This is a genomic window from Roseibium sp. AWQ4_254 (assembly GCF_056161025.1).
Window position 1 is genome coordinate 38,113 of sequence record NZ_JBSWYH010000011.1, and the last position, 12,900, is coordinate 51,012.

A 12,900-nucleotide genomic window follows, 5' to 3' on the forward strand; every position below is an offset into this window, starting at 1 on the left:
CAACAGTTTCTGAAGCCGGATTGGGTGGGCTCCCAGCCGGACCGAGCGCTTTCCCCACCCCGGACCGGCTAACTGTGTTGCCGCGCTCAGAACGCTCCCCCCCTCCCATGGGCTAGGTCCAGTCGCCCAGGGTTGCCTGAATCACCGTAAGAGCGGCAACGGCTGCAGTGTCGGCACGCAGGATGCGCGGGCCAAGCGGGATGACCACCACAAACGCAAGGCTTTTGAGCAAGGTCCGCTCATCCTCGGAAAACCCGCCTTCCGGACCGATCAGAACGGCCAGCGGCTGCGGTCCGGCCTCCTTCATCTGCGCGAGCGTCAGCAAGGGATTATTGGTGCCTTCCGCCTCATCGCAAAAAAGCAGCTTGCGGTCCGGATGCAGGCTGGGCCATTCGGCCAGCACCTCTTTCAGCGTTTGCGGGCCAATCACTTCAGGAACAGAGAGTACTCCGCATTGTTCAGCGGCCTCGATCACATTGGCTTCCATGCGTTCCAGATTGACCCGGCTTGACTGGGTATGCTGCGTCATGACCGGCTGCAGGCTGCCCGCGCCCATTTCCACCGCCTTTTGCACCATGTAGTCCAGGCGGGCGTGTTTGAGGGGGGCAAACAAATAGATCAGATCATTGCGCTCGGTCTGCTCGCGGGTGCGCTCCATGACCATGAGCGCGCAGTCTCTGCGGCCGGAACTGGAGATCTTGGCGAGCCATTCGCCGTCGCTGCCGTTGAAGACGAGCAGATAATCGCCATCCTTCATCCGCAGGACATTCAACAGATAGTTGGCCTGACTCCGGTCGGCCTCAATCCGGGCACCTTCGGCCAGAACATGGCGCAGAAACAGCCGTTGCATATTAAACTCGTATTTTCCCATGGTCCGACCGTAGGCGCTCGCATGTGCGTGTTTCAAGGCGTATTGTCCGGCGCCTCCCGGTGCCACACATCTTTCGATAGGCCGAGTCGCGTGCCCTGCCTATTCTTTTTCCAGCTCCTGCGGCCTTAACATGACCCTACGTCTTATTCCGGACCGTTTCACCCGAAGCGGTCTGCTGATAAGCTCTCGCTCAACATCCGGACCATCTGCAAATGCCTTCGCCCGCAAGAGCTTTCCTTTCCAACAGGGTCCTGGCCGGTGTCCTTCCGGTCAAAAGAGCCCGCCTGCTGCCCGAGGTCTTCGCCGGGCTGACCCTTGCGGCCATCGCCATCCCGGAAGTGATGGGCTACACAAAAATCGCCGGAACGCCGGTGATCACAGGGCTCTATACCCTGCTTCTGCCCATGGTCCTCTTCTCCCTGTTCTGCTCCTCACGCCATCTTGTGGTGGGCGCAGATTCAGCAACGGCGGCCATTCTCGCAACCGCTCTCGCCGGGATGGCCGCCACCGGATCAGATCACTTCGTCGCCCTCGCCGGTTTCCTCGCCCTCATGGTGGGCGCTCTCCTGATTGCCGCCAGCATCGCCCGCATCGGCTTTATGGCCGATTTCCTGTCGCGCACCGTGCTCAACGGGTTTCTGACCGGTGTCGGCATTCAAGTTGCCCTAAAGGCCGTTCTCGGCATGGGCGAGATTGCCTGGCCCAAGGCCAATGGCCTGGAGGCGGTGATGCAGCTTCCAGCCGCCATCCTTGCAATGAATGGATCGGCTGCAGCCCTGTCTTGCGGTGTCCTTGGTCTCATCTTTGTCCTCAGGCTGGTGTCCCCGAAAATCCCCGGCCCGATCCTGGCGCTCGGGCTGGCGGTTTTCGTGAGCTGGGTCTTCGGGTTGAGCTCCCGGCTCGCGGTTGTCGGCCCCGTTCCGGGCGGATTGCCCGGCCTCACGCTTCCCGCCGTGGAGATGACACCCAGCCTGGTGTTTCAGCTGGGGCCCACCGCCCTTGCGATGCTCGTTGTCATTCTGGCCCAGAGCACTGCAACAGCGCGAGCCTATGCCCGCCGCTATGGAGACCAGCTTGAGGCCGGGGCCGACCTGCGCGCCCTTGGCCTTGCGAATCTGGGGGCGGGCCTGACAGGCACCTTCGTCGTCAACGGCAGCCCGACAAAGAGCCAGATGGTGGACAGCGCCGGCGGCCGGAGCCAGCTTGCCATGCTGGTGACCGCCGCCGTTGTTGTTCTGGTGCTGCTTTTTTTCACCGAGCTGCTGACCGGCCTTCCCGAAGCTGCCCTTTCCGCGCTTGTCTTCAAGATCGGCCTGGATCTGATCGACCTGAAGGGGCTAAAACAGATCTATCAGGAACGGCGGCCGGAATTCTGGGTCAGCCTTGCGACCATTTTCGTGGTGGTTCTTGCCGGCGTTGGCCCCGGTATCGTCCTGGCCATCGTCCTGTCCCTGATCCTGCACACGCGCCATGGCTATCACCCGGTCAATCTTCTTCTGGTCCAGGCCGGGCAAACGGACTGGAAAGCCCGTCCGCTCGCCTCGGGGCAACAGGCTTTGCCCGGCGTGATGATTTACCGCTTCACCCACAGCATGTACTACGCCAATGCCGACCGGCTGGCGGCGGAAGTCCGGCAGCTGGCCGGAGGGGCTGAAGCGCCGCTTTCCATTTTCTGCATCGACTTTTCCTGCGTGGACGACATCGATTTCACCGCACTGGAAACCCTGAAGCAGCTGGAAACGGATCTGCAGGCAAACGGCACGCGCCGTCTCTTTGTGCAGGTGCTTGACGACCCCGCCTCCCACTGCCGCCGCCAGTTGAGGGACAGCTTCGGAGCAGATGCCATCTTCGGGACCCTTGAGCAGTTCCACCGGCATGTTGACACATCCCCAGGATCCGGCATCTCCCCTTCCGCCCCCCCTTGACCCTCTTCCGGCAAACGGCCACTTTCGGGAGCAAGAAGAGGAATCATCTGCGTGAGCGAATCCCAGTCCAACGTTGCCGAATTTTCTGTCTCGGAACTCTCCTTTTCCATCAAACGCACGATGGAAGACGCCTTTGGCTATGTGCGGGTACGCGGAGAACTCGGCCGGATCTCCCGGCCCGGATCAGGCCATATCTATCTGGACCTGAAAGACGACCGGGCAGTTCTGTCCGGTGTCATCTGGCGGGGCGTCGCCTCTAAACTGAAGATCCAGCCGGAACAGGGGCTGGAAGTGATCGCCACCGGCAAGATCACCACCTTCCCCGGCCAGTCGAAATACCAGATGGTGATCGATGCGTTGGAGCCCGCTGGAGCCGGAGCGCTGATGGCGCTTCTGGAAGAGCGCAAGAAAAAGCTTGCCGCCGAAGGCCTCTTTGCCGAAGAGCGCAAGAAGACCCTGCCGCCCCTGCCCAAAGTCATTGGTGTGGTCACGTCTCCGACCGGCGCCGTCATCCGCGACATTCTGCACCGGGTTGCGGACCGCTTCCCGATTCATGTGCTGGTCTGGCCGGTACGGGTACAAGGCGAGACATCCGGTGCAGAGGTTGCCAACGGCATTCGCGGGTTCAACGCCCTTTCCCCCGGCGGAGCCATTCCCAGACCTGACCTTTTGATCGTCGCCAGGGGCGGCGGCAGTATCGAAGATCTTTGGGGGTTCAACGAAGAAGCTGTAGTTCGGGCGGCTGCCGGCAGCGACATCCCGCTGATTTCAGCGGTCGGCCATGAGACCGACTGGACGCTGATTGATCTGGCTGCGGACCTGCGCGCTCCGACCCCGACAGGCGCTGCTGAAATCGCGGTGCCGGTGAAAGCCGAACTGATGGCCATGGTCGATGACCGCTCCCGGCGGCTGAATTCCGGCCTGGTCCGGTTCGTCACCGGGCGCCGCACGGAGCTGAGGGCAGCAAGTGCTGCCCTGCCCGCGCCCCAGGACCTTCTGGCCTTGCCGCGCCAGAAATTCGACACGCTTGCCAATGGACTCGAACGGTCTCTGTTCGTGAGCACCCGCAGCCACCGGACGGGTTTCCAGAACCTGGCCGGACGGCTCAGCCCCCATCTGCTGAACCGGATCAGTTCCAAGGCGCGGCAGGATCTGGGGCAGATGAGCGAGCGCCAGCAGCGCGCGCTCTCCGTTGCCGTTTCCCAGAAGCGGCAGGCTTTTGCAGCCGTCGCCGCCCGTCTGACGCCTGGCCGCCTGTCCCAGCAGCAACAGCTTGGCCAGGAACGGGTGACCGGCCTTGCCGAGCGGCTGGACCGGGCTTTCCTGGCCCGCCTTACACAGGACAAGAGCAAGCTCGACGGACTGCAGAAACTGCTCAAGTCGCTCTCCTACAAGGATGTGCTTGCGCGCGGCTATGCTGTTGTGCGCGATCACAACGGCCTGCCGCTGCGCTCCGCTTCAGCCGTTACATCCGGAGACTCGCTTGCGGTTGAACTGGTGGATGGCACTGTTGATGTGGTCGCGATGACCGACGCTGCCGCCCCGACCTCGCGCAAAACAAAGCCCCGGAAAACAGCTCCATCCAAAGCACCTGCCCGTGACCAGGGAAGTCTTTTCTAGAGAAACCTGCCCCCCTCCCCTCAAAAAACAGAATAAAAACAAAGACAAGAGCCATTTCATCTTGGCTTTTCGACTTTTACTTAGACATGATTTAACCAGATTTCTTTTCGCTATCTTAAAAACGCTTCCCCTAGCGTGATTGACAATATCCAGATCGCAAACGGGGCAAGTGGGTACATGCAACGCAAACAGTTCGGGAAACGCGGGGCAGCAGCAAGCGCTGTTCCGCAAATTGGCGGCAGACAGACGGCCTACGCCGCAGCTGCCCCTCTGCCGGCCTACGGCGCTGTCAAGGATGGCCCCGGCCTCGCCGCCTTTGAAGACAATGACAGCTTTTCCGTTGGCAGGGCGCTCGCCATGTGCCTAGGTGTGCTGTTCAGCTTCCAAGGGCGCATAGGCAGACTGCATTACTGGATGATCGGAGCGATCCGCTTCTTTGTTTTCGCCGCTATTTTGACCGCGTTTGTCGTGACGCTGTCGCCCCGGATCGAAGGATTGCCGGAAGAAGAGGCCGGTCGCGCCATATTGTCCTTTGCCTTCGGCACGGTGCAAGGCCTGTTCATGGTCTTGCTGCTTCTGGCCACTTTGGTTTGCCTATGGTCGCTGGAAGTCCGGCGCAGCCATGACCGCGATGCGTCAGGCCTTCTGCTGCTGCTCCTGCTCATTCCGATTATCGGCAGCCTCTATGGGATATACATCTTTATCGCTAACGGCTTCTTCGCCGGAACACCCGGCCCGAACCGCTTCGACACAGCCCAGTCCCAGGCGCAGGTTTTCGACTGACCCCGGTCAGCCAGTCTGCCGCTCTTCTTCAAAACAAAAAAGCGCCGCTGGGGGGACACCAGCAGCGCTTTCTCAGTTTGTTTTCATCTCTGCAGAACGGTGGCTGATCCTGGCCGCCCGGCTCGTCACCCCATCATCGATGGCAACAGCGTAATGATGGAGGGGAAGGCCAGCAGCCCGGCGATGGTCAGAACATCGGCAATGAAGAACGGGACGCAGCCCCGGAAGACTTCCTGAACCGGAATATCCGGACGGACCCCGGAGACGACAAAACAGTTCAGGCCGATCGGCGGCGTAATCAGACAGAGCTCCGCCATTTTGACCACAAGAATGCCGAACCAGATCGCGCAGGCCTCACCGGACATGCCAAACGCGCTGTCCGCAGCCGACACCCCCTCCCCGCCATTCAGCGCAATCACCGCCGGATAGACAACCGGCAAGGTCAGAATCAGCATGCCAATGGCATCCATGAACATGCCCAGCACCGCATAGGCCAGAAGAATGCAGATCATCACGATCCAGGGCGAGAATTCCAGCGCGACAATGAACTCCTTGAACGCATCCGGCAGGCCGGCAAAGCCCAGGAAGCGCACATAGACCAGAACCCCCCAGATCAGGGTAAAGATCATCACCGTCAGTTTCGCGGTCTCATGCAGGGCCTGCCCAAGCTGCTTGACTTTCATACCCTTGGCGAAAGCGACAATCAGCACCAGAAACGCCCCCATGGCGCCAGCTTCCGTGGGTGTTGCGGAAAATTCAAAAGACCCGATGCTCACCCCGTAGAGGCTGGCAAAGACAATCACAATGACCCCGACGACCGGCAGAGTTCCGGGCAGAGACGAAAACCGCTCCCCCCACGAGAACCCCTTGATCGGCGGCGCATCTCCCCGCCAGGCGGAAATGCCCACGATGATGGCCACATAGATGAATGCCGAGAAGATCCCGGGCAGAAAACCTGCAATCAGCAACTTACCAACCGACTGTTCCACCAGGATCGCATAGATCACCAGAATGGCAGAGGGGGGGATCAGGGATGCCAGGGTTCCACCGGCTGCCACCACAGCCGATGACAGGCGTTTGGAATAGCCTGCCGCCAGCATCTCGGGAATGGCAACACGGGCAAAGACGGCTGCTGTGGCGACCGACGCACCGGAGACGGCTGCGAACCCGGCGGTGGAGAACACCGTGCCGACCGCCATGCCGCCTGGCAACCAGCCGAGCCAGCGCTTTGCCGCCTCAAACAGCTGCTTGGTAAAGCCGGCATAAAAGGCCAGAAACCCGATCAGGATGAAAGTCGGCAGCACTGAAAGGGAATAGGTCACCGATTTGGAATGGGGGATTGTTCCCGCCATTTTCAAAGCAACGAAAAAGCCGCGCTCAAAGCCCATTTTAAGAGAGAAGTGAATGATGAGACCGACAAGCCCGGTGAATGCTGCAGCAAAGGCGACACGAACGCCGAAAAAGACGAGAACCAGCAGGACGCCGGTCATCAGGAGACCAACTTCAAACGGTGTCATTTCGAGGTCTCCCCTTCTGCTTCTTCACCAAAGGCTTCCTCGATTTCATGCTTGGCCACGTCCTCGACATTCTCGATCATGGGCACCTCAACGGGCTCGCGCTGCGGATCAGCCACGAGCCGGGCATAGCCATAGATCTGAAGCAGGAGCCGAAGGAACAAAAGACTAAGTGCGACAGGCACGACCAGCTTTGAAGGCCAGGTCGGCAGGCGGATATCCATTGTGCTGTCCCCGATCACATAGGACCGGTCAAAATGATACCAGGAGCCCCAGATCAGCAGCGCGACAGTGAAAGCAATCAGAATCACTCCCAAAAGCTCGCAAATGTAGAGCGTGCGGCCTTGAAGTTTTCCCAGCACGATCTCCATACGGATATGTCCGCCGACACGCTGGCAATAGGCAACGCCCGCGAATGCAAAAATCGCCATCGCCTGCTCGGTGATGTCGATAAAGCCAGGGACAGGCAAATTGAAGACAATGCGTCCAAGAACCTGCGCCACAGCCAGCAAAATGAGCGCCAGAATGGCGAAAGCAGCGATAAGATTGAACCCGTTTTCAACGAGGCCCAGCAGGCCCGAAAAACGGATATAGGTGGCCGGACGGTCCGAAGCGGAGCCTCCGGCGGGATTGGTTGTCATCATGAGTGTCAGCCCCAGGAAGGGCTCTCCGGCGCATGGGCACCCCTTGCGCCGGAAAGCTGAAGGTCAAGCCAATTTGAAAGGGCTATTCGGCAATGGTCTTTTGGACCATGTCGAGCAGTTCCTGTGCCGGAAGGCCGTTTTGTGTCTGCTCGGCGACCCAGGCTTCATGGATCGGACCGGCCTTTTCGGCAAAGGCGGCCAGTTCTTCGTCAGAGAATTCGATCTGAACGATGCCGCGCTTTTCCAGCTCCGGCCACCACTTGTCATACACTTTGGCATAGGTGGCCAGATAATGATCGAGCGCCGGATCAACAGAACTCTCAAGAGCTGCCTTAAAGTCATCCGGCAGTCCGTTGTAGGCGTCGATATTGACGACCACCGGGCAATGGACCGTGCCTGGGTTGAGGTTCTTGGTCCACCAGTTGGCCACTTCCACCACCTTGAAAGCCAGATGCGCGTGTGGGGCAAACCCGGCGGCCTGAACCGTGCCGGAATCAATCGCCTGGTAGGTTTCAGAGGCTGTTACGGAGGTCGGCACCGCGCCAACCGCGTCCATGAGCTTGCCCAGACCACCAAGGGCGCGCACGCGCATGCCGTTGAAGTCGGCGATGGAGGACGGTGCATCGCCCTTGCCGGCAAAATTATACTGCGGCATCGGCGACGGCATCAGCAGCTTTGCGTTCCAGCGCGCCAGATCCTTCTGCACAGCCGGGTGGGCATACAGCGCCTTGGAGACCTTCACTTCGGTTTCCAGATCGCTCACACCCAGGAACGGCAATTCCAGAACGGTCAGGGTCGGGTTCTTGTCCGCATGGTAGGAGGCACAGAACTGCGCCATCTCGAAGGCTCCGAAGGAAATTCCATCGAGGTTTTCACGGGATTTGGACAGTGCACCGCCATAATGCAGCTTGATTTCAAACTTGCCATCGGTCCTTGCAGACACTTCTTCGGCGAGCTTTTCAATATGTTCCGTGAACGCCCGGCGCTTGCCCCACAAGGACACATTCCAGGTCACATCCGCAGCAAAGGTTTCGGTGGCAAAAACAACAGTTAGCGCGGCCGCCGACAATGCGGTCGCAAACTTCATAGAAGAGAGCATGTAATCCTCCCAGATCAGGCGCTCATGTTCCTGGACACTCATCCCTGAAGTTTTCCCCACGGGACGGTCCAAGCCGCAAGACCCAAAGCATGGGGCGTGCCAGTCTCCCGGTAAAGGTAAAAATCTGCGGATTGGCTTGTCTTTTTTGACAAGCGGTGGCGCTAGTCCCCCACAAATCGGCAAATTTTTGCCGACAACTTTTTCAGATCGGCAAGATTCCGCCTAACCGTCTACTGCGTCGGCCCGCACCCGTGTGAGCTCGTGGCGCTGCATCTTTTCGTTCAAGGTCCGGCGCGGCAGATTGAGCTCTTGCATGACATCTGCAATCCGGCCTTTGTGGCGGCGCAGGGCGCTGGCAATAAGCACGCGTTCATAGCGGTCCATATGCTCCTTCAACCCACCTGCGGCCTCACGCGCCGCATGTCCCTTCTGCCGGGTGACCAGATCCTCCAGCGGTTGCGGCGCCACATCTGCATTGAGCACGAAGCGCTCGGCGGCATTGCGCAATTCGCGCACATTTCCCGGCCATGCATAGGTCTGCAAGAAAGCCTCGTCCCGGGCCGACAGGTCCGGCGCGGCTACACCATAGCGCACCGCCAGACGGTTCACGAAGGTCTCAAAAAGAAGCAGCGCATCGCGGCCCCGCTCGCGCAGCGGCGGCACATGGATCTCGATCGTGTTCAGCCGGAACAGAAGATCCTCACGCAGCCGCCCGCTCCCGACCGCCTCAGCCGGGTCCAGATTCGAGGCGCTGACCAGCCGGATATCCACCTCCACCGGCTTGGTACCTCCCACCCGGTCCACCTTGTTTTCCTGCAGCACTCTGAGCAGTTTCGATTGCAGCGCCAGCGGCATGGAAACAATTTCATCCAGGAACAGAACCCCTTTGTCCGCCGCCTCGATCCGGCCGATATGGCGCCGGTCCGCGCCGGTAAACGCCCCCGCCTCGTGGCCGAACAGTTCGGCTTCCACCATGGTATCCGGCAAGGCTGCCGCGTTGACAGCCACCAACGGGCCGTCCTTGCGCTGGCTGAAATCATGCAGCGCCTGGGCAATCACCTCCTTGCCGGTGCCGGTTTCGCCGGTGATCAGAACCGCAGCGTCCGTACGGGCAAAATGCAGAACCTGCTTGCGCACCGCCTCCATGGCCGGGCTGGTGCCGATCAACCGGCTCTCCAGCCCCGCTCCTTCTGCGATCTGCCGTTTCAGGGCCCGGTTTTCCAGAACCAGCGCCCGCTTGTCGGCTGCCCGGCGCACCACTTCAGCAATGTGTTCCGGGTCAAACGGTTTTTCGATGAAGTCATACGCCCCCGCGCGCATGGCTTCGACCGCCATGGGCACATCGCCGTGACCGGTGATGAGAACGACGGGTAGATCACTGTCCAGCGCACCGATCCGGCGCAGCAGGGACAGCCCGTCCTCCTCCCCAAGCTTGACATCTGAGACAACGCATCCGCCAAAGGCCCGTGACAACTCGGCCATGGCGGCGCGAGCGGAGACCACTTCCAGCGTTTCAAACCCGGCCAGACGGATCCATTGCCGCAAAGCCGCCCGCATGGACGGGTCATCATCAACGATCAGAACCTTTTGGGAGATGTCGGTTTCGCTCATTCTGCCGCTTCATGTTCCTGGTCTGAATCCGGATTGCTGCTGCCTGCCCCTTGCTGGAATGCGGGCAGTACCAACTCGAACAGCGCACCATTAGGGACGTTTTCCTGAACGCACAAGCGCCCGCCCAGATCCTCCGCCAGGCGGATCGAGATAGCGAGCCCCAGCCCCATTCCGTCCGAACCGGTTTTGGTGGAATAAAAGGGATCGAAAATCCGCTCGCGCTGATCTTCCGGAATGCCGGGACCGTTGTCGCAGACCTCAACCACAACCTCTCCCTCCCTCTGGCGGGTGGTCAGACAAACACGCCCCTCCGCCTCTCCGGCAGCTGCATCGGCGCCATTGCGCAGCAAATTGACCAGAATCTGCTCCACCCGCAGCGGCGCTGTTTCAAGCTGCAAGGCGGTTTCCGGCATGTTCAGATCCAAACGCACACCTGTCTCCTCAAACCGGGAGCGGACAATCTTTTCCGCCGTCTGGATGCTTTCGCGCAGATCGATCTTCTCGATCCGGCTTTGGCCCGGGCGGGCGAAGCGCTTGAGTTCCTGGGTCAGATGGGCCATGCGCAGCTGGATGGCATCAATTTCCTTGAGGTTCTCAACCGCCGTTCCCGTGTCCCCCTTGTCCAGAAATTTCCGCGTTCCGGCGACAAACATGCGCAGTGCCGCCAATGGCTGGCTCAATTCATGCACTACGGCAGCCGACATTTCCCCAACGGCGGCCAACCGGTTGGAGCGGGCCAGCCCGCGCTGAGTCTCCAAAAGTTCGCGTTCGATGCGGCGGCGCTCTTTGATTTCCTCCACCAGCCGCGTGTTGAGCCGTTTCAGATCCGCCGATTCCCGGCGCAGCTCAACCGACGCTGCGCGCAGGCGGCGCCCGCGCAGAACCAGCACGACCACCACATAAAGCAGGCTCAAGGTGATCGCCCCCGCCCAGATGGGAAAGGCGCTTGTGCGGGCCTCTTCCACCGGCACCAGAAAATGCAGGGTCCAGCCCAGAAGCCCCACATCAGCCGAATTGTGGCGGAAGGTCTCGCCCGCCAGAGTGACAAGCTCTTTGCCTGCGACCGGCCGCTTGCTGACCGGCTCCAGCGCGTGGGCGGCATATTGCCGGGTGGCATTGATGTCGCGCCGAACCCCGGGCGGCAGCTCGCGCAAGGTCCGGTAACGCCATTCCGGCCGGCTGGACAGAAAGATCACGCCATTTTCGTCAGACGCAAACACGGTCTCGCCGCCCTCCGCCCAGGCCTCCTCCAGCGGGCGCAGATCGACCTTGACCACGGCCACCCCGGTTGGAGCCTCGGAGACCGGCGTCGGCCGGGCGAGAAACAGTCCCGGTTCTCCCAAGGTTGCTCCAATTGCAAAGAAATGCGCTTCCTGGCCCGCCATCGCCGTCTTGAAATAGGGCCGGAACCCATAATTCCGGCCGACCAGGGAGAGCTCCTCGCGCCAGTTGCTGGCCGCCAGTGCTGTGCCGGCCGCGTTCATCACGTAAAGCAGATCAGCGCCGGAATTCTCCGCCATTTCCTCCAGAAACCGGTTGGCGCTTTCCTGTGGAGAGCCCAGCCCGAGCGCTGCCGTTGCGCGCGGATCGCGCGCGATCATATAGGGCAGATAGCGGAACTTCTGGTATTCGCCCAAAATGGTCTGGCGGTAGAGCGTCAGGCGTTCTGCCGCTTTGCGGTCAATGCCGTCCTGATCCATGCTCACGAACAGGCGGGTCAGGACAAAGGCAGCCGCCAGCAGCAGCACAGGGGGAATGGCCAGTATGAGCCAGTGTTTCGACATGCCCCGTTATGGCGTATTTTTTCCGCCCGCGCCAGAAACCGCCTTGCAGCCGCGCGCTGCCACCGGGAATTGATGCGCGTCAAGGACGCCTGCCTGACGCCGTGGCTAGGGTGGCAGGACCGCTGGTCGTGCGGCATTGCTTGCGCGGCCGGGAAAGGCCCTGACCAAGGAGGGATTTCATGCCTATCAAAGATGTTCTGACCGTTCTGGATCTTGCGGGCGACCAGCCAGCCGCAAAATACGCCCTGGAATTCGGCCGGGCGCACGATGCCCACGTCACGGGCCTCGCGGTGTCGTTTGAGCCGGTTGTACCTGCCTTTGCCGCAGCGCCCATGCCCGTCGACTATATGCAGGCGGCCCATGAGCAGGCGATGGCTGCCGCCAATGAAGCCAAAAAGGACTATGAGGAACTGGCCCGCCTGTCCGGGGCCAAACATGAAAGCCGTCTGGCGGAACTTCTCACCGGCGGGCCGCTTGAAAACGTTCTGGTCCATTGCCGCCCAACCGATCTTGTCGTGATTGGCCAGGCCAATCCGGACCGGCCTGAGCCCATGCGCGAACTCTTGATCGAGACAATCCTGTTCGAAAGCGGCGTTCCGGTCATGCTGGTGCCCTATATCGGCAGCCAGTCCTTTGAGCCGAAAAACGTGCTGATCGGCTGGGATGGCAGTTCAACGGCCACACGTGCGATCCATGCAGCGCTTCCGGTTCTGGAACGGGCGGACAAGATCACGGTTCTGGTGATCGAGAAGAAGGCCAATCCGGCCAAGGGCCAGCCCGGCGCTGAGGTCGCCAGTTATCTGGCCCGTCACAACATGGATGTCACGGTCGAGGTGATCACCAATCCGCAAACCGGTGTGGCCGACACGGTGCTGAATCAGGTGTCCGACAAGGGCAACGATCTTGTGGTGATGGGGGGCTATGGCCACAGCCGCATGCGTGAATTCCTGTTCGGCGGTGCCACGCGGGAAATTCTGAAAGCCATGACCGTTCCCGTGCTCATGGCCCACTAGAGACATCGCGTTTCATTGGATTTGCCTTTGATGGTC

At 60.6% G+C, this 12,900-nt stretch carries 10 protein-coding genes; 4 read left to right on the forward strand and 6 right to left on the reverse strand.

Annotated features, from left to right (window positions below; translation table 11 throughout):
• Positions 1 to 112: 112 nt before the first annotated feature.
• Positions 113 to 871, reverse strand: a complete 759-nt coding sequence (locus ACXAIC_RS10285) for a 16S rRNA (uracil(1498)-N(3))-methyltransferase (protein WP_475177729.1) — start codon at positions 869 to 871, stop codon at positions 113 to 115.
• A gap of 212 nt (positions 872 to 1,083) precedes the next feature.
• On the opposite strand from ACXAIC_RS10285, the gene ACXAIC_RS10290 reads away from it, so the two are divergent.
• The 3 genes from ACXAIC_RS10290 (at position 1,084) to ACXAIC_RS10300 (ending at position 5,199) form a co-directional block, all read left to right on the forward strand.
• The gene (locus ACXAIC_RS10290) at positions 1,084 to 2,796 is read left to right on the forward strand and encodes a SulP family inorganic anion transporter (protein WP_475177294.1); all 1,713 of its coding nucleotides are present in this window, start codon (positions 1,084 to 1,086) and stop codon (positions 2,794 to 2,796) included.
• A gap of 51 nt (positions 2,797 to 2,847) precedes the next feature.
• Positions 2,848 to 4,416 carry an exodeoxyribonuclease VII large subunit gene (gene xseA / locus ACXAIC_RS10295; protein WP_475177298.1) on the forward strand — a complete coding sequence of 523 codons (1,569 nt, stop codon included), beginning with the start codon at positions 2,848 to 2,850 and terminating at the stop codon, positions 4,414 to 4,416.
• A 177-nt stretch (positions 4,417 to 4,593) separates the two neighbouring features.
• The gene (locus ACXAIC_RS10300; protein ID WP_475177300.1) at positions 4,594 to 5,199 is read left to right on the forward strand and encodes a DUF805 domain-containing protein; all 606 of its coding nucleotides are present in this window, start codon (positions 4,594 to 4,596) and stop codon (positions 5,197 to 5,199) included.
• A gap of 125 nt (positions 5,200 to 5,324) precedes the next feature.
• Here the strand turns inward: ACXAIC_RS10300 and ACXAIC_RS10305 are convergent, their stop codons facing one another.
• From ACXAIC_RS10305 to ACXAIC_RS10325, 5 genes are all read right to left on the reverse strand, one after another.
• Positions 5,325 to 6,716 carry a TRAP transporter large permease gene (locus tag ACXAIC_RS10305; protein ID WP_475177305.1) on the reverse strand — a complete coding sequence of 464 codons (1,392 nt, stop codon included), beginning with the start codon at positions 6,714 to 6,716 and terminating at the stop codon, positions 5,325 to 5,327.
• Positions 6,713 to 7,357, reverse strand: a complete 645-nt coding sequence (locus tag ACXAIC_RS10310) for a TRAP transporter small permease subunit (protein ID WP_475177308.1) — start codon at positions 7,355 to 7,357, stop codon at positions 6,713 to 6,715. Before ACXAIC_RS10310 ends, ACXAIC_RS10305 begins: the two co-directional genes overlap by 4 nt.
• Before the next feature lie 82 nt (positions 7,358 to 7,439).
• A complete protein-coding gene (locus tag ACXAIC_RS10315) occupies positions 7,440 to 8,498 on the reverse strand; it encodes a C4-dicarboxylate TRAP transporter substrate-binding protein (RefSeq protein WP_475177309.1) in 1,059 nt (352 codons plus the stop codon).
• 180 nt (positions 8,499 to 8,678) lie between these two features.
• Positions 8,679 to 10,067 carry a sigma-54-dependent transcriptional regulator gene (locus tag ACXAIC_RS10320; protein ID WP_475177313.1) on the reverse strand — a complete coding sequence of 463 codons (1,389 nt, stop codon included), beginning with the start codon at positions 10,065 to 10,067 and terminating at the stop codon, positions 8,679 to 8,681.
• Positions 10,064 to 11,851, reverse strand: coding sequence for a sensor histidine kinase (locus ACXAIC_RS10325; RefSeq protein WP_475177317.1), 1,788 nt, complete (start codon positions 11,849 to 11,851; stop codon positions 10,064 to 10,066). Before ACXAIC_RS10325 ends, ACXAIC_RS10320 begins: the two co-directional genes overlap by 4 nt.
• A 179-nt stretch (positions 11,852 to 12,030) precedes the next feature.
• Here ACXAIC_RS10325 and ACXAIC_RS10330 point away from each other — a divergent pair, with 179 nt between their 5' ends.
• A complete protein-coding gene (locus tag ACXAIC_RS10330) occupies positions 12,031 to 12,864 on the forward strand; it encodes a universal stress protein (protein ID WP_475177322.1) in 834 nt (277 codons plus the stop codon).
• Positions 12,865 to 12,900: the final 36 nt, after the last annotated feature.

Coding starts and splice junctions, on each gene's coding strand:
- ACXAIC_RS10310 (WP_475177308.1), bottom strand. CDS start 7,357: ATGATGACAACCAATCCCGCCGGAGGCTCCGCTTCGGACCGTCCGGCC.
- ACXAIC_RS10320 (WP_475177313.1), bottom strand. CDS start 10,067: ATGAGCGAAACCGACATCTCCCAAAAGGTTCTGATCGTTGATGATGAC.
- ACXAIC_RS10325 (WP_475177317.1), bottom strand. CDS start 11,851: ATGTCGAAACACTGGCTCATACTGGCCATTCCCCCTGTGCTGCTGCTG.
- ACXAIC_RS10285 (WP_475177729.1), bottom strand. CDS start 871: ATGGGAAAATACGAGTTTAATATGCAACGGCTGTTTCTGCGCCATGTT.
- ACXAIC_RS10305 (WP_475177305.1), bottom strand. CDS start 6,716: ATGACACCGTTTGAAGTTGGTCTCCTGATGACCGGCGTCCTGCTGGTT.
- ACXAIC_RS10315 (WP_475177309.1), bottom strand. CDS start 8,498: ATGAGTGTCCAGGAACATGAGCGCCTGATCTGGGAGGATTACATGCTC.
- ACXAIC_RS10300 (WP_475177300.1), top strand. CDS start 4,594: ATGCAACGCAAACAGTTCGGGAAACGCGGGGCAGCAGCAAGCGCTGTT.
- ACXAIC_RS10290 (WP_475177294.1), top strand. CDS start 1,084: ATGCCTTCGCCCGCAAGAGCTTTCCTTTCCAACAGGGTCCTGGCCGGT.
- ACXAIC_RS10330 (WP_475177322.1), top strand. CDS start 12,031: ATGCCTATCAAAGATGTTCTGACCGTTCTGGATCTTGCGGGCGACCAG.